This is a genomic window from Corynebacterium sp. ACRQJ, assembly GCF_022346045.1.
Lineage (GTDB): Bacteria > Actinomycetota > Actinomycetes > Mycobacteriales > Mycobacteriaceae > Corynebacterium > Corynebacterium evansiae.
This window is the reverse complement of sequence record NZ_JAKRMT010000001.1, coordinates 290,356-310,387: the sequence shown is the minus strand read 5'-3', so window position 1 is coordinate 310,387 and position 20,032 is coordinate 290,356. Positions and strand designations below refer to the sequence as shown.

The window sequence follows — 20,032 nt, the reverse complement described above, 5'->3', positions numbered from 1 at the left end:
GGTTGTTAGCGGTGGGGTCACGCCCGGTCCCTTTCCGAACCCGGAAGCTAAGCCTACCTGCGCTGATGGTACTGCACCTGGGAGGGTGTGGGAGAGTAAGTCACCGCCGGCACTAAAACTATAGATGAAGTGGGGTGTGGGTCGTTGTAACCTTTCAAAGGTTGCAGCAACCCACACCTCATTTTTTTATGCCTTAACGCACTGCGGCGGAAAAGCAGGCGTCAATAGCAAAAGACAACAACATTGCGCCTCCGCAGCAAGCGAAACTAAGATTGATAAGGTTCACGGGACGGGCCCTACAACCCGAAAAGACGAAGACGACGGAAGGTAAACCCCCAAGAATGGCTGAAAACTCAAGCAACAATCGCGGACGCGGTGGCCGGCCCCAGGGGGAGGGCAAATTCCGCAACAAGGGCGGCTTCAAGCCCAACCGCGGCGGCCGCCCCAACCGCAACTCAAACAAAAGGCGCGGCTCCAACTGGGAGACCCAGCGCGGCCCACACAGCGGCCCCCAGCGAGCCGGCTACCGCGAAGAGCGCCTCAACAAGCGTCTCAACGAGCCGGAAGTTCCCAAGGACCTCGACCCGAAGGAGCTCGACCCTTCCGTACGCCAGGAACTCCGCAGCCTCTCCAAGGACAACGCAGACATGGTGGCAAAGCACCTGATCATGGCTGCCACGCTACTGGACGACGAACCGGAGAAGGCACTCGCCCACGCCCGCGCCGCCAAGGATCGCGCCGGTCGAGTCTCCGTCGCCCGTGAAACCTGCGGCATCGTTGCCTACCACGCAGGCGAGTGGAAGGAAGCTATCTCCGAGCTGCGCGCTGCCCGCCGCATGGCCGGTGGCCCCGGGTTGCTGCCTGTTCTCGCCGACGCGGAACGCGGTCTCGGCAAGCCGGAGAAGGCTCTGGAAGTAGCCAACGACCCGCAGGCCGACAAGCTAGACGCAGAATCCAAGGCCGAACTGGCAATCGTCGTCGCCGGCGCCCACCAGGATCTCGGCCAGTCCGACGAAGCCTTGCTGGCCCTGGAAGCTCAGCTATACAACGCTGAAGCCCCAGACGTAACCCGCATGCGCCTGTACTACGCCTACGCCGACGCTCTGGCCACCGTTAAGCGCAACGACGAGGCCATCGACTGGTTCACCCGTGCAGGCGAAATGGATACCGAAGAAGTCCTGGACGTCCCGGACCGCCTGGCCGAGCTAGGCGCGGACCCCAACGGTGCAGATCAGAACAAGGATAAGTAGCCCATGGCCCACCCGCTGCTGGATAACTACGACGCTCTGCTGGCGGACCTCGACGGCACCGTGTTTTCTGGCCACACCCCAATTCCGGGCGCGGCAGAAGGCCTGGCAGGCCGCAAAGTCATGTACGTAACCAACAACGCCTCGCGCGCCCCGCAGCAGGTTGCCGAGCACCTGAACTCCATGGGCTTCCCAGCGAAGGCGGAAGAGGTAGTTACCTCCGCCATGGCCGCCTGCGACTTGGGCAAGCGCTACATCGCCGAGTGCGGTATCGAGCAGCCGATTGCATACGTCATCGGCCACGATTCATTCAAGCAGCTGGTGGCTGAGGCAGGTTTTCAGCTAACGGAGTCCGCTGACGACCAGCCGCATGTTGTTTTTCACGGCCACAGCCCGGACAACAACTGGGCACGCCTCTCCGAGGGCGCCCTGGCCATCCGTCGCGGAGCTCGCTATTTCGCCTCTAACCTGGATACGACCCTGCCCTCGGAGCGCGGGTTCCTGGTCGGCAACGGTTCGATGGTTGCGGCCGTGACCTCCGCCACGGGAGTGACTCCTGAATCCGCTGGCAAGCCCGGCCCCGCCATGTTCGAGGTCGCCGCTCGCCGCATTGGCTCCACGAAGCCCCTGGCCGTCGGCGATCGCCTGGATACCGACATCGCCGGTGGCAACGCCGCGGGGATGGACACGCTCTGCACCGTCACTGGGGTGTCTACCCACACCGATATTATTGACGCCCCTTCGTCCCATCGACCCACGTTCATTGCAGGTAACCTACGCGATCACCTGCCCGGCTGGTCCGCAAGCGTGGACGAGGGAACAACTCGCATCCGCGTGACCGCCGGCGAGCTGGGCGACGTGGAAGTTATGGCCGCCGAAGCGCTGGCCGTGGCTGCGCCGCTGGCGTGGAAGCTGATCGATGACCCGGAGATTCCGCAGGTCACTGGCGCCGCGGATATCGACTTTGTAGGCGCAGACGCACAGGCCGTGGAGGCCCTGGGAGGTTGGAAGTAAGTGGGCGAGGGGCAACCGAAACCTTCGATGTTGTCGGGGGACAGTAGGCGTCAACAAGAAGAGCTGGCACAGGCCGTCGACGAGCTACTCGCGCGCGACGTCCACGGCGCCGAAGAAGCAGCGGTGTTGGAAGAAGCTCACCGGGTGGTAAACGAGGCGCTCGGGGGCGAACGCTGATGGCCAAGAGAGGGCCGAAGCTGCAGCGGCTGGATGCGGAGCTGGTGGCGCGGAAGATCGCCCGCAGCCGCGAGCATGCTCAAGAGATGATCAAGGCCGGGCGCGTGACCGTTAACGGCATGCTGGCGAAGAAGCCGGCCAGTGGCGTGGACGGGAACGTATCCATTAAGGTCGCAGAGTCCGAAGACGACCGCTGGGCCAGCCGCGGCGCGCACAAGCTGCTGGGGGCGCTCGAGGCTTTCGAGCCGCAGGGCCTCAGCGTGGAAGGCAAGACCGTCCTGGATGCCGGCGCCTCCACCGGCGGGTTTACGGATGTGTGCCTGGACCGCGGCGCTGCGAAGGTGAAGGCAGTGGACGTGGGCTATGGCCAGCTGATCTGGCGGCTGCAGAACGACGACCGGGTGGACGTCATGGATCGCACGAACGTGCGCACCCTCACCCCCGAAGACCTCGGTGGCCAGGTGGATCTGATGGTCGGGGACTTGAGCTTTATTTCCATCCGCCTGGTGCTGCCCGCGCTGGCCGCGTGCGTGAAGGAAGGCGGCGATCTGCTGCCGATGGTGAAGCCGCAGTTCGAGGTCGGCAAGGATCGTCTGGGCCACGGTGGGGTGGTGCGCAGCCCCGAATTGCGTGCGGAAGTGACCCGCGAAGTGGCCGTCGAGGCGATGAAGTATGGTTTGAATACGAAGGCCGTTGTCGCCTCCCCGCTGCCGGGGCCGAGCGGCAATGTTGAGTATTTTCTCTGGTTGGTCAAGGACAGTGCCGCGGTTTCACCTAGCATGGTTGAAGAGGCTGACCACACCGGCCTGGACGAGATGATTGCAACCGCCATTAAGGAGGGCCCGCAGTGACCACACCGGGGACTGACCACGCCGCGGATCAGGGCGCGGAATCTGGTGACAAGGGCACCAAGGCCGATTCGGGGGCCGCTTCGGCTACTTCGAGCGCGAAGACCGAGCGTGAGGTTCTACTGGTTGCACACACCGGTGTGCACGAGAACCTGGGCCTGGCGGCGGAGGCAGCGTCGCGCCTGCAGAAGGGCGGCATTAACGTTCGAGTGATGGCCACCGCCGACCCCGCTCCGGTTGCTCGCCACGAGATTCTGGGGCGCTTCAAGCGCTTCGGCCACACCAAGGAAGCCGCGACTGGCGTGGAGATGGTGATCGTCCTGGGCGGCGACGGCACCTTCCTGCGCGCAGCCGACATTGCGCACTCGGCGGATGTTCCGGTGTTGGGCATCAACATGGGCCACATCGGTTTCCTCGCGGAGTGGGAGCAGGAATCCCTGCAGGAGGCTGTGGACCGCGTGATCAACCGCGATTACCGCATCGAAGACCGCATGACCCTGTCGATCACCGCCCGCGACATGGACGGTCGTGTGCTGGGAACCGGCTGGGCACTGAACGAATGCTCTGTGGAGAACCTGAACCGCCAGGGTGTGCTGGATACGATCCTGGAGGTCGACGAGCGCCCTGTTTCTTCGTTCGGTTGTGACGGTGTTTTGGTATCGACGCCCACAGGCTCCACCGCCTACGCCTTCAGCGCAGGTGGCCCGGTTCTATGGCCGGAGTTGGATGCGATTCTGGTGGTAACCAGCAACGCGCACACGCTGTTTAGCCGCCCGCTGGTGGTCTCCCCGAACTCGATGGTGGCGGTGGAGACGAACCCGTCGACCTCGCCCGCGACGGTGGTGATGGACGGTTTCCGCCAGATCCACATGCCCCCGGGAGCGCGCGTGGAGATCCGCCGCGGCCCGCAGCCGGTGCGCTGGGTGCGCCTGGATTCCGCGCCGTTTACCGACCGCCTGGTACACAAGTTCCGCCTGCCCGTGACGGGCTGGAGGGGTCCGCGCCACTAGTAATGCTGCACGAACTACACATTCGCAACCTCGGTGTGATCGAGGAGGCGACGGCGGAGTTTTCCACGGGCTTGAGCGTTGTCACCGGCGAGACCGGTGCGGGTAAGACAATGGTCGTCAGCTCCCTGCGTTTGCTTTCCGGGCACCGCGCGGATGCCTCCCGCGTGCGCAATGGCGCGGACAAGGCCAGCGTGGAGGGGATTTTCTCCGCGGATTCTGCCGCAGTGGATGAGCTGGTTGAACAGGTTGGCGGATATGTCGACGACGGGGAAGTCATTGCTTCCCGCACGGTGAACGCCACGGGCCGTTCGCGTGCGCATCTGGCAGGTAAGACGGTGGCTGCTGGCGTGCTGGGGGAGTTCGCTGGGCACGTCATCACGATCCACGGTCAGAACGACCAGTTGCGGCTTTTGGATCCGGTGCGTCAGCTCGGTGCTTTGGATGACTACGCAGGGCTGGGGGAGAAGGTCGCCACCTACCAGGCACGTCGCGCAGAGTGGCTGCGCTTGGACAAGGATCTGCGCCGTCGCATGGAGGCGCGCCGCGACCTGGCCCTGGAGAGTGAAACCCTGCAACGCGCGGTGGAGGCGATCGACGAGATCGATCCGCAGCCGGGCGAGGACGTAGAGGTTAAGACGCAGATCAAGCGCCTGCAGGCCGCCGATGACATCCGCGCTGGTCTGCAGCGTGCACAGGCGGCCCTGGACGGCATGGATGGCCTGTCCGGGGACGACTTCGGGGATTCTGAGGGCGCTAGTGCCCTGGTCGGCCAGGCGACCAACGAGCTGACCAACCTGACCGATACCGAGGCGGAGGGCGGCAACCTTTCCGACTTGGCGGACCGGCTGGGCGAGGTGAGCGTGCTGCTGGCCGACATTTCCTCCGAGATCGGGCAGGCGCTGCTGGACGTTCCCGACCCCGATGAGCTGGATGGCCTGCTGCAGCGCCAAACCCAGCTCCGGGAGCTGCGGAAATATGCCGTGGACGTGGATGGGGCGCTGGCGTGGCGCGATCAGGCGCGCGAGCGTCTGGAATCCATGGACGTTTCCGATGAGGCGTTGCAGAAGCTGCAGGACGATGTCGCGGCCGCGCGGGATGCGGCGCGCGTGGTGGCTGAGGAGTTGTCTTCGGCGCGCGTGAGGGCGTCCAAAAAATTTTCGAAGGCCGTTACTGAAGAGATCCGGGGCCTGCACATGTCGGCCGAGATCCGCGTCGACGTGCGGCAGCCCGGTGAGAAGGCGGGCGAGAAGGCCGGTGAGCTGGGCCCGCACGGCATCGACGAGGTGGAGTTCCAGCTGGTGCAGGGCGGCAACGTGAATCCGCTGGCGGGCTCGGCTTCTGGCGGTGAGCTTTCGCGCGTGATGCTGGCGCTGGAGGTGGTGCTGGCCGCGGGGACTGAGGGCGGCCGGACGATGGTCTTCGACGAGGTTGATGCGGGTGTAGGCGGTAAAGCTGCCGTGGAGATCGGGCGCCGTCTGGCGAAGTTGGCGGTCGATAATCAGGTCATCGTCGTTACTCACTTGCCCCAGGTTGCTGCGTTTGGTGACGCCCACGTGTACGTGGCTAAGGCGACCTCCGCGGACTCGGTGACTTCCTCGGTGCGTACGCTCAGCGAGGATGAGCGGGTGGAGGAGCTGTCGCGCATGCTGGCTGGCTTGGAGTCCGAGACGGGGCGGGCTCACGCCGAAGAGCTGATGGCGATGGCTACGGAAGCGAAAGCGGAGCTGTAGAAAATTTTTCTGCCAGTGGGCGCCGGGTTGTGATCGGCGATACAGTGGTGCTGTGTTAAGAGGGGGAGCGCGCACCCGCAGCGATCTGCGTGCAGTGTGAGGGGGACTAAAGCGGTGAAGCGTGTAGCGGCAAGTGTGTTTTTAATTTTTTTTGGATTCGTGTTGACTGCGTGCGGTAGCGAGGGTGAGGAACCTGCCGTGACCGGCGCTTTTGCTGAAACTGAGGGGGCATTGACAGGCGATGGGCCTGTGGATAACTCGGGTTCAGGAGGGGCTGAAGGCGACGGCCGTGTGCTAAAACCTGAGGGGCACAAGGGGATGTGGTTCGAGACCGAGCCGACGGATCCGTGGGAACACTACGTGTGGGCATCGCAGAAGTTTGTGGGGGATCCCATCGAACTTCCGAAGTTAGAGGGGAAGGATCCCGACGATCCGCTGGCTGGTCTGCCGGATGTGTGCGACGAGAAGGTTATTGAGCGAATGAAGGAGGTGGGGTTTGAGCATGAACATACCAATAGCGAGGGGTTGGTAAGAACCTGTTACTTTTTTGAATCTGAAGGTCTGAGGGGACCTTTCTCTGAAGAAATGTTTAATGTTTCTATTGATCCCACTCGAAATCTTGAGGAAAATAAGAAAAGCGTTGATTATCGGCTCGCGCGTAATGATGTTTCGCTTCTAGGGATTGATCCTGGTGAAAACGAGGATGATTGTGGAGTCGCTAAAGAAGAAGGGTCTTCCGTTATCTACGCGAGATTTATCTCCGGTAATGATGGTGGAGATGTTCGTCTGGTGTGTAATTTGTCCGAGAAATTCTTTCAAATTCTTGATAATTTAGTAACATATTAACGGAATATATGGGGTGGGGAAATGCTTAAGTTTGATATATTTTCTTTGCGTGGAGTAAGGAAGTCATTGATGGAAGCTAAAGCGGCGCTGGATGACTTTAATGTTCAGAGCAGAGCGGGGGTTACTTACACCGGCGTTCCTTCGCTGAAAGCCGCCTACACTCAGCATGGGACTTTTTGGAGTGGCCAGTCGGGCTCAGCTAAAAACGTAGTTGATATTCTCACTTCAAATGTTAATTGGCTGCTGGAAGTATTCTCCAACCAACTGGAAGGCTTCGACCTGCAGGAGTATTTCAGCAAGCAGTCTTTTGATCAGGTGAATTCCCAGGTTTCGGTCGCGGACGACAGGTTGCGGAAGTTCTTTATCCCAACACGTGATTCCCGGTCTATCGACAACCTGATGTACAACACGCCCGTGACTGTCGCGGAGGCCACCATGCCGCTGGCTTCCCTCATCACGGCATTTCAGGGGGACGATTCCGCGCCTCTCGCGGTCGCGGATTCTTGGGAGAACGCAGCCAAGGCGCTCAAAGACTCCATGGATAACCTCAAGAGCGCATCCACTGGCCTGGCGAGCTCCTCCGAGGGCTACTCCTTCGACACGGCGCGCGAAGCGATCGACGATGTTCACAAGACCGGTCTTGTCGTCGCCTCCAACACCACCGCGATGGCCGGCTCCGTCCGCCAGTTCCCGCTCGTCCGCAGCACGAACCTGCAAGCTCTCGAAACCATCCAAGCCACAACCTCGCTGATCGTCGACCCTGCGGAACGTCTACTCGCCGAACAGGCCGCCGTCGCCAACTTCGTTTCCTCGCAACTGCAACCATCCCTTGAGATGGTGCGCCCGCCGGTCTCCAACCTTGGGGTTCCGATCGTTGGGCATTCTGGCGGAGGAACTCTGGACGCCACCACCGTCTCCACCGCCTCCGCACAACCGACGGTCACGCACATCAACGGCCACACGAATGCTGTTGCACCAGCAAGCGCCACAGCTCACGGCGAGCAAGCCGCCACCGCCGCCACAAATGCGCCGAAACCCACCGCAGCACCCGCAGCCACTCACGCAGCTCCCGCGCCAGGTGGTTTGCACACCCCGGCCAACACACCCGCACCCGTCCAACCCGCGGCGGCCACGGCAGCACCCCAAGCGCCCGGATTTGCACCCGGAGGCATCGCGTCACCAGCACAGGCGCCGACGATCGCGCCGCACCAAGCAGCCGCAGGCGCTGCCGCTCCAACCGTTCCCGGCCAGGGCGGGACTTCCGTGCCCGGTACGGAGAACCTCATCAACGCACAGAATCGCTTCGGCGCTGGTGGAGCTGCAGCCGGGCGCCCCGGAACGGTCAGCGAACTGGGAGGCAGGGGGAGCGGCCCACAGCTTCGCAGCATCAGCGGAGGCGCCGGCACCGGAACCGGCGCACATTCCGTCACCGGCACCCCTAGGGCGGACTTGCGCAACGTCTCCACCACGGCACCTCGCCCGAACCTCCCGGGCAGCCTGAAAGTAATGCACTCCACCCCTCTCAGTGCCCCTCACGGCGAGAACGCGCACGCGAACACTCCAACTTCCGGCAAGGGTGCAACCTCCGCAGTCCACGGCACTGCTGGCGCTAAGAGCGGAGCTGGGATGAAGGGCGGCGGGAACGTGGCGTCCACAGTAATGGGTAGAGGAACAAGCATTGGCCGGGCAGGCAAGGAGGCGAAGAGCGGTCTGCGCGGGTCGGCGGTGACATTCGGCAAGCAGGATCGCTCGTACTTCCGACGCATTTTCCTTAGCGGAGAAGATCCGCTGATCTCCGGGAAGAAGGCACGCGACCGGAAGGAGCGGGACAAGAACCGAGCCACTGCGCAACAGACGGTGAAGAAGGTGATTCGCTAGAGTAAAACGGCCTTTCACCGGCGCGCCTAACGCAACACTGGCCACATGAACACCACAATGGTGGGCATGATTTTCTCCCGCAGCGACCAGCCCGGAATCAACGGCGCCACCCGTGACCTCACCGGACCCAAGGGATTTACGAAGGCCAAGATCTCCGAGGGCGACATTGCCATTGTCGACGAACCCGACATCAGCCGTGCTAACTGCCAGAAGCTCATCGACGCGCGCGTAGCCGCCGTGGTGAACGCGCAACAGTTCACCACTGGACAGGTGCCGAACTTCGGCCCGCAGATGATGCTCGACGCAGACATCCTGCTGATCGAAAACGCCGGCGACGAGCTGCTCTCCAAGGTCAAGAACGGCAAGAAGGGCCGCGTTGACGAGGGCAAGGTCTACTACGGCGACCGCTCCATCGGCGGTGGCGAGATCCTGGACATGGATACCGCCGCCACCCGCTTCGAGGACGCCCGCGAGGCGCTCGGCGATCACATGGAAGCCCTGTCCGGTAACATGTCCGAGTTCGTCCGCTCCGAGGCCCCGCTGCTGGTCGACGGCCTCGGCATCCCGGATGTCGACGTGGACATGGACGACCGCAAGGTGCTGGTGGCCAGCCCCGATACGCACATCGAGCAGAAGCTGAAGGATCTGCGCTACTTCATGCGCGAGTACTCGCCGATCATCGTCGCCGTGGAGAACGCAGCCGACAGCCTGATGCAGGAGGGCTACCGCCCGAATGTGATCATCGGCGACCCGGAGAAGATCTCTAACGAGGCGCTGCGCTGCGGCGCCACCGTCGTGCTGCCTGCCGACCCGGACGGCCACGCTGTCGGCCTGGAGCGCATCCAAGACCTCGGCGTGGGCGCTATGACCTTCCCCGCCGCCACCCAGGATCCGACGGACCTGGCGCTGCTGCTGGCCAACTACCACGGAGCATCCATGGTGGTAAGCCTTGGCGAGGTGGAGGACCTGGACCGCGTGTTCCAGCGTGCCCAGTCGCCGGAAACCCCGTCGGCTCTGATGTCCCGCCTGCGCGTTGGCCCCCGCCTGGTCGACTCCACCGCCGTGGCGGAGCTCTACCGCGTCTCCCGCTCCGGCGGCGGCTGGATCTGGGCGCTGCTGGGCATCCTGGTCGCCCTGGCCGTCATCGTTGTGATCATCGGCTTCTCCGGCGATGGATCCTTCGTGGACAACCTCGTGGACACCTGGAACAACTTCGCGCTGAGCGTGCAGGATCTGTTCAAGAATTAACGCAGGAATAGCAGGGAGACAAGAGGCATAAGCATGAGCAAGAACTCGAAGGGCTCCGCCGGCAGAGTGATCGCCGGCCTGGGCTTCGGCGTGGCCGTCGGCACTGCACTGGGCTTTTTCGCCCTCGCCCCGAACGTGCCGGGCGGGCCTGTGGCAAAGGATTCTTCCGCCGAGCAGGAGCTAAAGAGCGAGCAAACCGCGCGCGAGAAGGCCGAGGGGCAGTCCACCGCCAGCGACAAGGTCTTGGGGTCGGTCGCGGGCCCGGCGGTGCGCAACCTGTTGCGTGGTTCGTCGGTAGACCTTTTTGTGCTTCCGGACGCCGACCAGGCCAACGTCGATAGCCTCCAGCGCCTGGTCAAAATGGCCGGTGGGGAAGTCCACGGTGTGGTCGAGGTGACGGAGAAGGCGCTGGACGCCAACAACGGAGACACCCTGAAATCCATCGCGGCGAACTCCCTGCCGGCCGGCGCGAAGCTCTCGGAAGACAAGCTGGACCCGGGTATGCACACCGGCCAGCTCCTGGGTGCAGCCCTCGGTGCAGGCGACAAGGAAGCCAGCGAATCGGACCGGGGCGTGGCCCTGGGCGCACTGGCGAACGAGGACTTCATCGCCTACCAAGGAGAGGCGCCGAAGACTGCCGACCTGGCTCTGGTCGTGGGTGGGGATACCGCCGACGACAAGGACCGCGGCAACTACGGCACGAAGTTCGTCGCCGACTTCGCCGCAGGCCTGGATTCTCGCATGAAGGGCGCCGTTCTGGCCGCCCAGGCGGGCAGCGCGGAAGACGACGGCGCTGTTGGCCAGGTTCGTGCCGACCGGGCAGCCAAGGAGGCCGTATCCACGGTGGATAACGTGGACACCGTCGCAGGCCGCATCGCCGCGATCCGCGCGCTGGGCCAGCAGAAGGACGGCAAGGCGGGGCACTACGGCGCTGCCGCGAACGCCTCGGATGCTACGCCGGAATAGGCTTGTGTTAGGCTGAAACCCCGTAGATAGCGAAGTTTAAGCGTCGTTGATTCGGGAGTTACCTTGGCCACTAATCGTGCAAAGAACAGCACTAAATTCATCTTCGTCACCGGCGGTGTGGCGTCCTCGCTGGGCAAGGGGCTCACAGCAGCTAGCCTGGGGCAGCTGCTGTCCTCCCGTGGTCTGCGCGTAACGATGCAGAAGCTGGATCCGTACCTCAACGTTGATCCGGGCACCATGAACCCCTTCGAGCACGGCGAAGTGTTCGTCACCGAGGACGGTGCGGAGACCGACCTGGACCTCGGCCACTACGAGCGCTTCCTGGACCGCAACCTCTCCGCCGCTGGCAACGTGACCACCGGCAAGGTGTACTCCAACGTCATCGCCAAGGAGCGCCGCGGCGAGTTCCTGGGCAAGACCGTCCAGGTGATTCCGCACATCACCGACGAGATCAAGGCCGCAGTGCTGGCCATGGGGCAGCCGGATAAGAACGGCCAGGCGCCGGACGTCGTCATCAGCGAGATCGGCGGAACCGTCGGCGACATCGAGTCCCAGCCCTTCCTGGAGGCCATCCGCCAGGTCCGCCACGAGGCAGGTCGCGAGAACATTGCCTTCATTCACGTTTCCCTGGTGCCTTACCTGGCGCCGTCGGGTGAGCTGAAGACGAAGCCGACCCAGCACTCCGTCGCGGAGCTGCGCAGCATCGGTATCGTCCCGGATGCAATCGTCCTGCGCGCCGACCGTGAGGTCCCGCAGGCCATGAAGTCCAAGATCGCCCTGATGTGCGACGTGGACGAGGACGGCGTGGTTTCCTGCCCGGATGCGCCTTCCATTTATGACATCCCGAAGGTGCTGCACTCCCAGCACCTGGATAACTACATCATCCGTCGTCTGAACCTGCCGTTCCGTGACGTGGACTGGACGACCTGGGGCAACCTGCTGGAGAGTGTCCACAACCCGCAGGGCGAGGTGACCATCGGCATCGTCGGCAAGTACATCGACCTGCCGGATGCGTACCTCTCCGTCGCGGAAGCCATCCGCGCCGGCGGTTTCGGCGCGAACGTCCGCGCCAACGTGAAGTGGATCGCCTCTGACGAGTGCGAGACCGAAAAGGGTGCGGCCGAGGCTCTGAAGGACGTCGACGGTGTGGTCATCCCGGGTGGCTTCGGCAACCGCGGCATCGAGGGCAAGATCGGCGCCATCACCTACGCTCGCAAGAACAAGCTGCCGCTGCTGGGCATCTGCCTGGGCCTGCAGTGCATCGTGATCGAGGCCGCGCGCACCGCGGGTCTCACCGATGCTTCTTCTACTGAGTTTGACGCCAACGCCTCCACCCCTGTGATCTCCACCATGGAGGAGCAGAAGGCAGCTGTGTCGGGCGAGGCGGATCTGGGCGGAACCATGCGTCTGGGTGCCTACCCGGCGCGTCTGGCCGAAGGCTCTCTGGTCGCTGAGATGTATGGCGCCACCGACGTCTCGGAGCGCCACCGCCACCGCTACGAGGTGAACAACGCATACCGCGAGCAGATCACCGAGGGCTCTGGCCTGCAGTTCTCCGGTACCTCCCCGGACGGCACCCTGGTGGAGTTCGTGGAGTACCCGAAGGACGTGCACCCGTACTTCGTGGCCACCCAGGCTCACCCGGAGTACAAGTCCCGCCCGACCCGCTCCCACCCGCTGTTCCAGGGGCTGGTGGATGCTGCGCTGCAGCACCAGGCTGAGCGCTCCTAAACTTGGGAGTCATGAGCAACGACAGCACCCCGTACCGCGTTGTAGATAGCGAATTGCTGCTGGATGCGCCGATCATCGGCGTGCGGCGCGATACGATCACCACCGCCACCGGTGAGGCGAAGCGCGAGATCGTGGAGCACTTCTCCGCAGTCGCGGTCGCCGCCGTGCGCGATAACCACGTGATGATGATCCGCCAGTATCGCCACGGCGTGGGCCGCCACCTGTGGGAGATCCCCGCCGGCCTACTGGATCTGGTGGGGGAGGATCCCTTGGAAGCCGCCCGCCGTGAGCTGGCCGAGGAAGCTGGTCTGCGCGCCCACAACTGGCACCTGCTGGGGGATGTCGTGACCTCCCCGGGCTTCAGCGAAGAAATGTGCCGCATCTACCTGGCCGAAGACTTGGACGATGACCTCAGCGGCTTCGACCTGCCGGAGGCCGAGTTCGAGGAGGCGGAAATTGAAACCCGCTGGGTGCCCATCCCCGAAGCCATTGAGTGGGTGCAGACGGGCAAGGTGGAAAACTCCATCGCCACTATCGCCCTGCTGCACCTGGCCGCCGGTACCCGCCGGGACGTTTCAGAGCCTTTCAACTATCACTCCGGCCTCGCCGATCGCCGCTCCGCCAGCGCGGAAGCCAAGCCCGGCACGGACATGAAGTTCATCCGTTGAGTGCAGAAGCCAACCGCAAGCTCGTCACCGCCTATATCCGGCACCTAAAGACCGAGCGCGATGTCTCCGTCCACACCCTGTCGAACTACCAGCGCGACCTCGACCGCTACCTGGAGTGGCTAGGCTCCAAGGCGCTGCAGGAAGTCACCGCCACAGACATCGAGGATCACCTGGTCTACCTCCGCAAGGATTTGAACCTCGCGGCGTCCTCCGCCGCCCGCGGGCTGGCGGCGATCCGCGGCCTGCACTCCTTCGCCCACGCCGACGGCCGACTGCCCTTCGACGTTGCGGCGGATGTACCCACGCCCTCGTTGGGCGGTTCGATCCCGAAGGCTCTAAGCCTGGCACAGGTAGAGGCTTTGCTGAACGCGGTGCCGGCGGGCGACGGGGCGTCCCAAATAAACATCCGCGACCGTGCGCTGCTCGAGATGCTCTACTCGACCGGCGCGCGCATCACCGAGCTACTAGACCTCGACGTCGACGACCTCGACCGGGAACAGCGCGTGCTGCTAGTGCGCGGCAAGGGTGGTAAGGAACGCATTGTGCCGCTGGGGCGACCGGCGCTGCAGGCGGTGGAGCGCTACCTGGTGCGGGCGCGGCCGAGCCTGAACAAGAAGGGCAGCCCCGCGCTGTTCCTCAACAACCGCGGGGCGCGCCTCGGCCGACAATCGGGCTTCAAGATCGTCTCGCAGGCGGCGGAGGCGGCGGGGCTGAAGCATGTCTCGCCGCACAGCCTGCGCCACAGTTTCGCCACGCACCTGTTGGAAGGCGGCGCGGATATTCGCGTGGTGCAGGAACTTCTCGGGCACGCTAGCGTGGCTACCACGCAGATTTACACCAAGGTCAGCCCTGAGCACTTGAGGGAAATTTGGGCCTCATCTCACCCCCGTACCTAGTGCGCCTGATAATCTCTAGGGTGTAATTAAAGGCTATTTATCACAATCAAGGGAAAGGGCTTGACGGGATCGCCGATGTCACGTTCACAGTCACACGCGGATGCGTTGTTTGATAAGCCCGATCAGCGCATCGGCCTGACCGGACGACCGATCAAGGAGCTGCCGGACCCCGAGCCGTTGGATCGCCACGGCCCGGCGGCCATCATCGCGATGTGCAACCAGAAGGGCGGGGTGGGTAAGACCACCTCGACGATCAACATCGGTGCCTCGCTCGCCGCGTTCGGCCGCAAGGTGCTGCTGGTGGACTTGGACCCGCAGGGTGCTCTGTCCGCCGGTCTGGGCATTAGCCACGACGAGTTGGACGTTACGGTCTACAACCTGTTGGTCGATTCTTCGGCCTCTATTCTTGACGCCATTCACTCCAGTCCCGTCGACGGTCTGGACGTCGTTCCGGCGAATATCGACCTGTCGGCTGCGGAGATCCAGTTGGTCAACGAAGTCGGCCGCGAGCAAGCCCTTGCCCGTGCGCTGCGGCCTGTGATGCGTGACTACGACTTCATCATCGTCGACTGCCAACCTTCGCTGGGGCTGCTGACGGTCAACGCGCTGAGCTGTGCGGATTCGGTGATCATTCCGGTGGAGTCCGAGTACTTCTCCCTGCGCGGCCTGGCACTGCTGATGGACACGGTGGACAAGGTCCGCGACCGCCTGAACTTCAAGCTCGAAGTGCTGGGCATCCTGGTGACGATGTTCGACCGCCGCACCCTGCACGCCCGCGAGGTGATGGAGCGGCTGGTGGAGGCGTTCGGGGACAAGGTCTTCGACTCCGTCATTACGCGCACCGTGCGCTTCCCGGAGACCTCGGTGGCCGGCGAGCCGATCAACACCTGGGCGCCGAGCTCGTCCGGCGCGGTGCAGTATTCGAACCTGGCGAAGGAAGTCATTGAGCGCGTCGCTCAGCAAATCTAACCAGCCCGTGCAGGAGCCAGCGCAGCCAGAGCAGGCCGAGCAGCCGGAGATCACTGGCTTCCGGGTGGCGCTGGCCAACTTCGACGGCCCGTTCGACCTGCTGCTGCAGCTGATTCATTCCCACAAGCTGGACATCACCGAGGTCGCTCTGGCTCAGGTCACCGACGAGTTCATCGCCTACACCAAAAGCTTAAGTTCTAGCGCTGAAAACCTGGACGAGGTAACCGAATTTCTGGTGGTCGCCTCCACGCTGCTGGACCTCAAAGCAGCCCGCCTGGTGCCACGCGGTGAGGTGGATAGCGAGGAGGACCTCGCGCTACTGGAAACCCGCGACCTGCTGTTCGCCCGCCTGCTGCAGTACCGCGCCTACAAGCAAGTGGCCGACCTGTTCGCCGACTGGCAGCGCGACGCCGCCCGTGCCTACCCGGCAACCCTGTCCCTGGAGGAGCACCACGCAAACCTGCTGCCGGAGGTGAAGATCGGCAAGACCGCCGACGAGTTCGCCGAGCTGGCCGCCGCCGTGTTCCGCCCGAAGCCCGATCACGTGGAGACCGGACACATCCACCAGGTCGCGGTGTCTGTGCCTGAGCAGGCCGGGCGGATCCTCAACACCCTCAAGGTCGCCGGCGAGAACACCTGGGTGACCTTCGGCGCGCTCATCGCCGACGCGGAGCTGAACATGATCGTCGTCGGGCGCTTCCTGGCACTGTTGGAGCTGTACAAGGCCCGCGCCATCGGCATCGAACAGCCCGAGCCGCTGCAGGACATGTCGGTGGCCTGGACCGGGCTGGATGTCGACCCGGCGGTGGTGGCGGCCAGCAACTGGGAGTAGGCGTCACAAAGAAAGAACAGAAAGGCACACACCATGAGCGATCTAAACCCCAACCCCGCGCCGCTGCCGCAGGTGTCGGTGCTGCGCAGCCGCGTGGAATCGCTGCTGTTGGTAAGCGACGAGGCGGTGACGCCCACAGAGCTCGCCCGCGTGCTTTCCAACGAGGAGAACGCGGTGCCAGAGGCTGAGGTGGCGCGCACCCTCCACGAGATCGCGGCGGAGTACGAAGCCCGGGGAAACGGCTTTGAGCTGCGTGAGCACGAGGGGGCCTTCCGGCTGTACACGCGGCGCGCGAACTCGGACGTGGTAGAGGCGAAGCTGCTGGACGGCACCCAACAGCGACTGAGCCGCGCGGCCCTGGAGACCCTGGCTGTGGTGGCCTATCGGCAGCCCGTCACCCGCAGCCAGGTGGCGGCGGTGCGCGGCGTGAACTGCGACGGCGTGATGCGTACGCTTTCCCTGCGCGGGCTGATCGCCGAGACGGGGGAGCAGGGTGGCGCGCACCTGTACTCCACGACCGAGCTTTTCCTGGAGCAGATCGGCATTGAATCGCTGGAGGAACTGCCGGATCTGGCGCCGCTGCTGCCGGAAGTAGACAGCATCGACAGCCTGGACAATATCGACAATTAAGCAGGTTGAGGGGTATAGTTCGGGCTGATAATTCAAGATTTTAGTTCGAAGGGCTAGAAACACCGTGGACACACCCGCTCGCCGAGACGGCACACCGGAGACCGCTCCGAAAGACATCTACCTATCCCAGGCCAAGCCCGCCAAGCGCCAGCACGTGACGGCGCAGGAGGCAGAGGCCGCCCTCAACAAACCAGATTCGGAGAAGGCCCAGGTGCGCCTGCAGAAGGTGCTGGCCTCTGCGGGTGTGGCAAGCCGCCGCATGAGCGAGAAGCTCATCGCCGCCGGTCGCGTGGAAGTAAACGGCGAAGTCGTGGTGAAGATGGGCACCCGCATCGACCCGAGCGTGGACATCGTCCGCGTGGACGGCGAGCGCGTGCAGGTCAACGAAGAGATGGTGTACTTCGCACTGAACAAGCCCCGCGGTGTGCACTCCACGATGAGCGACGACCTGGGCCGCCCGTGCGTTGGTGACCTGGTCGGTACGCGCCTGAAGGAAGGCCAGGGGCTGTTCCACGTCGGCCGCCTGGATGCCCAGACCGAAGGCCTGCTGCTGCTCACCAACGACGGCGAGCTGGCCAACCGCCTGATGCACCCCAAGTACGAGGTGAAGAAGACCTACATGGCCACCGTGCTGGGCGAGGCGAGCCGCAAGCTGATCCGCGAGCTGAAGGACGGCGTGGAGCTGGACGATGGCATTGCACGCGCCGACAGCGTGCAGATCGTGGACGTGTGGCAGGGCAAGTCGCTGATCAAGGTGGAGCTGCACGAGGGCCGCAAGCACATCGTGCGCCGCATGCTGAAGGAGGCCGGCTTCCCGGTCCAGGCGCTGGTACGAACCAAGATCCACACCGTGCAGCTGGGCGAGCAGAAGCCGGGCACGATCCGCGCGCTGAACCAGGCGGAATTGCAGAGCATGTACAAGAAGGTCGGGCTGTAACCAGCCAGCAGCTAGTACAGCCGACATAAACACACAATTATTTAGGGGAACGACCTTTCTATGACGAACGCACCTTTCTACGAGCCCGGCTCCGCGCTGGATCAGCTCGCCAGCGCAAAGAACATTGAGGACGGCGGCCTGATCGTCGCCGTCGACGGCCCGAGCGGCACCGGCAAGTCCACCGTCTGCCGCCGCCTGGCTACCGCCGCGGACGCGAAATATCTGGATACCGGCGCCATGTACCGCGTGGCCACGCTGCATGTGCTGCGCCAGGGCATCGACCCTTCCGAGGAGTCCGCACGCGAGGCGATCATCGCCGCCACCGCTGACCTGCCGCTGGAGATCAACGAGGATCCCACCTCCACCGAGGTGCTGCTGGACGGCACCGACGTTTCCGGTGAGATCCGCGGCCCCGAGGTCACCGCGCACGTTTCCGCCGTCGCCGCCATCCCGGAGGTGCGCGAGAACCTGGTGGCCCTGCAGCGGTCTCTGGCCTTCGCCGCCGGTCGCTGCGTGGTCGAGGGGCGCGACATCGGAACTGTGGTTCTTGAGGACGCCCCCGTGAAGATCTTCATGACGGCCTCCGCCGAGGTGCGGGCTCAGCGCCGATACGATCAGGACCTGGAAGCTGGCCGAGACGCGGACTACGAGGCTGTACTCGCGGATGTGCAGCGCCGTGATGAGGCCGACTCCTCCCGTAAGACCTCTCCGCTCCGCCCGGCAGAGGATGCCGTGATTGTAGACACCGGCGAGATGGACATCGACGAAGTGCTGGAGAAGTTGGCGCAGCTGACCCTGGCCAGCGCCAAGCCGGACAGCCTGGATTCCCCGGCGGAGCTGATCTTCCGCACCGCCGATGGCGAGGTGCTGGGGGAGTCCGACTTCTCCGCCGCCGAATTCTCCGAGTACGACGATGACGAGTTCGACGAGGGCAACGAGTCCGGCCCCGACGAATTCTTCATCACCGGCCCGGACGACTTCACCCTCGAGGGCGGCGGCGACATGCCGGAATCCGACGAGGACTGGGAAGCCCTGGAGGAAGCCTTCGGTGTGCTCGGCGACGAGGAGGCCGAGCAGGAGGCCCTGTGCACCGTTGCCATCGTCGGCCGCCCGAACGTGGGCAAGTCCACCCTGGTGAACCGCTTCATCGGCCGCCGCGAGGCTGTGGTGGAGGACTTCCCGGGCGTCACCCGCGACCGTATTTCCTACCTGGGCGAGTGGTCCGGCCGCCGCTTCTGGGTGCAGGATACGGGCGGCTGGGATCCGGATGCGAAGGGCATCCACGCGGCCATCGCCCGCCAGGCGGAGACTGCCATGGAGACCGCCGATGTTATCGTCTTCGTGGTCGACTCGAAGGTCGGCATCACCTCCACCGACGAGGTCATCGCCCGCAAGCTGCAGCGCAGTAAGGTGCCCGTGATCGTGGTGGCCAACAAGTGCGATGCGGATGCGCAGCTGGGCGACGTCGCCGAGTTCTGGGCGCTGGGCCTGGATAACCCGTACCCGGTGTCCGCGCAGCATGGCAAGGGCGCGGCGGACGTCATGGACGAGGTCCTGCGGGTCTTCCCGGAGCACCCGCGCGAGCTTTCGGTCGTTTCCGGCCCGCGCCGCGTGGCCCTGGTCGGTCGCCCGAACGTGGGCAAGTCCTCCCTGCTGAACAAGATCACGGGCGAGGAGCGCTCCGTGGTCAACAACGTTGCGGGCACCACCGTCGACCCGGTCGACTCCATCGTGGAGCTGGAGGAAAAGACCTGGAAGTTCGTCGATACCGCCGGCATCCGCAAGAAGACGAAGCACGCGCGCGGCCACGAGTTCTACGCCTCGCTGCGCACCCGCTCCGCGATCGACGCGGCGGAGGTCGTTGTTTTTCTTGTTGACGCCAGCGAGCCCATCGCCGAGCAGGATCAGCGAGTGCTTCGCATGATCCTCGACTCGGGGCGTGCCCTGGTGGTGGCCTACAACAAGTGGGACCTGGTGGACGAGGACCGCCGCGAGCTGCTGGAGCGGGAGATCGAGCTGCAGCTTTCCCACGTCCCGTGGGCTCGCCGCGTGAACATCTCCGCCAAGACCGGCCGCGCGTTGCAGAAGCTGGAGCCCGCGATGATCGAGGCTTTGGAGAGCTGGGATCAGCGAATCTCCACCGGCCAGCTGAACACCTGGCTGCGCGCGGTGATTGCGGAGACCCCGCCGCCGATGCGTGGCGGCCGCCTGCCGCGCGTGCTGTTTGCCACCCAGGCATCCACCAAGCCGCCGGTGATTGTGCTGTTCACCACCGGCTTCCTGGAGCACGGCTACCGCCGCTTCCTGGAGCGCAAGCTGCGCGAGGCCTTCGGCTTCGAGGGCTCGCCGGTGCGCATCGCGGTGCGTGTGCGCGAGAAGAAGCGTAAGAAGTAGGCGCAAAAAAA

At 64.1% G+C, this 20,032-nt stretch carries 18 protein-coding genes and 1 rRNA gene; all 19 read left to right on the top strand.

Annotated elements, in window-relative coordinates:
- Positions 1–112: ribosomal RNA gene (gene rrf, locus MHX52_RS01460) — 5S ribosomal RNA — on the top strand; the annotation flags it as partial.
- A gap of 229 nt (positions 113–341) precedes the next feature.
- Complete coding sequence (locus tag MHX52_RS01455) at positions 342–1,250, top strand: lipopolysaccharide assembly protein LapB (RefSeq protein WP_239316188.1); 909 nt, start codon at positions 342–344, stop codon at positions 1,248–1,250.
- A gap of 3 nt (positions 1,251–1,253) precedes the next feature.
- Entirely contained in the window at positions 1,254–2,261 is a 1,008-nt protein-coding gene (locus tag MHX52_RS01450; RefSeq protein ID WP_239316186.1) for an HAD-IIA family hydrolase, read from the top strand.
- Positions 2,262–2,438: a hypothetical protein gene (locus tag MHX52_RS01445; protein ID WP_005294519.1), complete on the top strand. Its 177-nt coding sequence runs from the start codon at positions 2,262–2,264 to the stop codon at positions 2,436–2,438.
- Positions 2,438–3,289: a TlyA family RNA methyltransferase gene (locus MHX52_RS01440; RefSeq protein WP_239316184.1), complete on the top strand. Its 852-nt coding sequence runs from the start codon at positions 2,438–2,440 to the stop codon at positions 3,287–3,289. Before MHX52_RS01445 ends, MHX52_RS01440 begins: the two co-directional genes overlap by 1 nt.
- Entirely contained in the window at positions 3,286–4,296 is a 1,011-nt protein-coding gene (locus MHX52_RS01435) for an NAD kinase (RefSeq protein WP_049050060.1), read from the top strand. The genes MHX52_RS01440 and MHX52_RS01435 overlap by 4 nt, the downstream gene beginning before the upstream one ends.
- Before the next feature lie 2 nt (positions 4,297–4,298).
- A complete protein-coding gene (gene recN / locus MHX52_RS01430) occupies positions 4,299–6,026 on the top strand; it encodes a DNA repair protein RecN (protein ID WP_239316182.1) in 1,728 nt (575 codons plus the stop codon).
- Between the two features lie 114 nt (positions 6,027–6,140).
- A complete protein-coding gene (locus MHX52_RS01425; RefSeq protein WP_239316181.1) occupies positions 6,141–6,872 on the top strand; it encodes a hypothetical protein in 732 nt (243 codons plus the stop codon).
- Between the two features lie 399 nt (positions 6,873–7,271).
- Positions 7,272–8,750 (top strand): hypothetical protein, encoded by a 1,479-nt coding sequence (locus MHX52_RS01420; protein ID WP_239316179.1) that lies wholly within the window; start codon positions 7,272–7,274, stop codon positions 8,748–8,750.
- A 45-nt stretch (positions 8,751–8,795) separates the two neighbouring features.
- A complete protein-coding gene (gene steA / locus MHX52_RS01415; protein WP_083293795.1) occupies positions 8,796–9,998 on the top strand; it encodes a putative cytokinetic ring protein SteA in 1,203 nt (400 codons plus the stop codon).
- Between the two features lie 33 nt (positions 9,999–10,031).
- Positions 10,032–10,964, top strand: coding sequence for a copper transporter (locus tag MHX52_RS01410; protein ID WP_070487414.1), 933 nt, complete (start codon positions 10,032–10,034; stop codon positions 10,962–10,964).
- A gap of 63 nt (positions 10,965–11,027) precedes the next feature.
- Entirely contained in the window at positions 11,028–12,695 is a 1,668-nt protein-coding gene (locus MHX52_RS01405) for a CTP synthase (protein ID WP_239316177.1), read from the top strand.
- 11 nt (positions 12,696–12,706) lie between these two features.
- Positions 12,707–13,363 carry an NUDIX domain-containing protein gene (locus MHX52_RS01400; RefSeq protein ID WP_070487416.1) on the top strand — a complete coding sequence of 219 codons (657 nt, stop codon included), beginning with the start codon at positions 12,707–12,709 and terminating at the stop codon, positions 13,361–13,363.
- Complete coding sequence (locus MHX52_RS01395; RefSeq protein WP_239316176.1) at positions 13,360–14,259, top strand: site-specific tyrosine recombinase XerD; 900 nt, start codon at positions 13,360–13,362, stop codon at positions 14,257–14,259. The genes MHX52_RS01400 and MHX52_RS01395 overlap by 4 nt, the downstream gene beginning before the upstream one ends.
- A 75-nt stretch (positions 14,260–14,334) precedes the next feature.
- On the top strand, positions 14,335–15,228 hold the full coding sequence (locus MHX52_RS01390) for a ParA family protein (RefSeq protein WP_239316174.1): 894 nt from the start codon (positions 14,335–14,337) through the stop codon (positions 15,226–15,228).
- Between the two features lie 7 nt (positions 15,229–15,235).
- Positions 15,236–16,060: a ScpA family protein gene (locus MHX52_RS01385; RefSeq protein ID WP_239316202.1), complete on the top strand. Its 825-nt coding sequence runs from the start codon at positions 15,236–15,238 to the stop codon at positions 16,058–16,060.
- A 33-nt stretch (positions 16,061–16,093) separates the two neighbouring features.
- Positions 16,094–16,690, top strand: coding sequence for an SMC-Scp complex subunit ScpB (gene scpB / locus MHX52_RS01380; RefSeq protein ID WP_239316172.1), 597 nt, complete (start codon positions 16,094–16,096; stop codon positions 16,688–16,690).
- Positions 16,691–16,754: 64 nt separating this feature from the next.
- Complete coding sequence (locus MHX52_RS01375; protein WP_035004079.1) at positions 16,755–17,627, top strand: pseudouridine synthase; 873 nt, start codon at positions 16,755–16,757, stop codon at positions 17,625–17,627.
- Between the two features lie 60 nt (positions 17,628–17,687).
- The gene (der, locus tag MHX52_RS01370) at positions 17,688–20,021 is read left to right on the top strand and encodes a bifunctional cytidylate kinase/GTPase Der (protein WP_239316170.1); all 2,334 of its coding nucleotides are present in this window, start codon (positions 17,688–17,690) and stop codon (positions 20,019–20,021) included.
- Positions 20,022–20,032 lie beyond the last annotated feature (11 nt).

Excerpts from the sequence above, each read along its gene's own strand:
- MHX52_RS01455 (WP_239316188.1), top strand. The coding sequence starts at position 342 with ATGGCTGAAAACTCAAGCAACAATCGCGGACGCGGTGGCCGGCCCCAG.
- MHX52_RS01450 (WP_239316186.1), top strand. The coding sequence starts at position 1,254 with ATGGCCCACCCGCTGCTGGATAACTACGACGCTCTGCTGGCGGACCTC.
- MHX52_RS01440 (WP_239316184.1), top strand. The coding sequence starts at position 2,438 with ATGGCCAAGAGAGGGCCGAAGCTGCAGCGGCTGGATGCGGAGCTGGTG.
- recN (WP_239316182.1), top strand. The coding sequence starts at position 4,299 with ATGCTGCACGAACTACACATTCGCAACCTCGGTGTGATCGAGGAGGCG.
- MHX52_RS01420 (WP_239316179.1), top strand. The coding sequence starts at position 7,272 with ATGTACAACACGCCCGTGACTGTCGCGGAGGCCACCATGCCGCTGGCT.
- steA (WP_083293795.1), top strand. The coding sequence starts at position 8,796 with ATGAACACCACAATGGTGGGCATGATTTTCTCCCGCAGCGACCAGCCC.
- MHX52_RS01410 (WP_070487414.1), top strand. The coding sequence starts at position 10,032 with ATGAGCAAGAACTCGAAGGGCTCCGCCGGCAGAGTGATCGCCGGCCTG.
- MHX52_RS01400 (WP_070487416.1), top strand. The coding sequence starts at position 12,707 with ATGAGCAACGACAGCACCCCGTACCGCGTTGTAGATAGCGAATTGCTG.
- MHX52_RS01390 (WP_239316174.1), top strand. The coding sequence starts at position 14,335 with ATGTCACGTTCACAGTCACACGCGGATGCGTTGTTTGATAAGCCCGAT.
- scpB (WP_239316172.1), top strand. The coding sequence starts at position 16,094 with ATGAGCGATCTAAACCCCAACCCCGCGCCGCTGCCGCAGGTGTCGGTG.
- der (WP_239316170.1), top strand. The coding sequence starts at position 17,688 with ATGACGAACGCACCTTTCTACGAGCCCGGCTCCGCGCTGGATCAGCTC.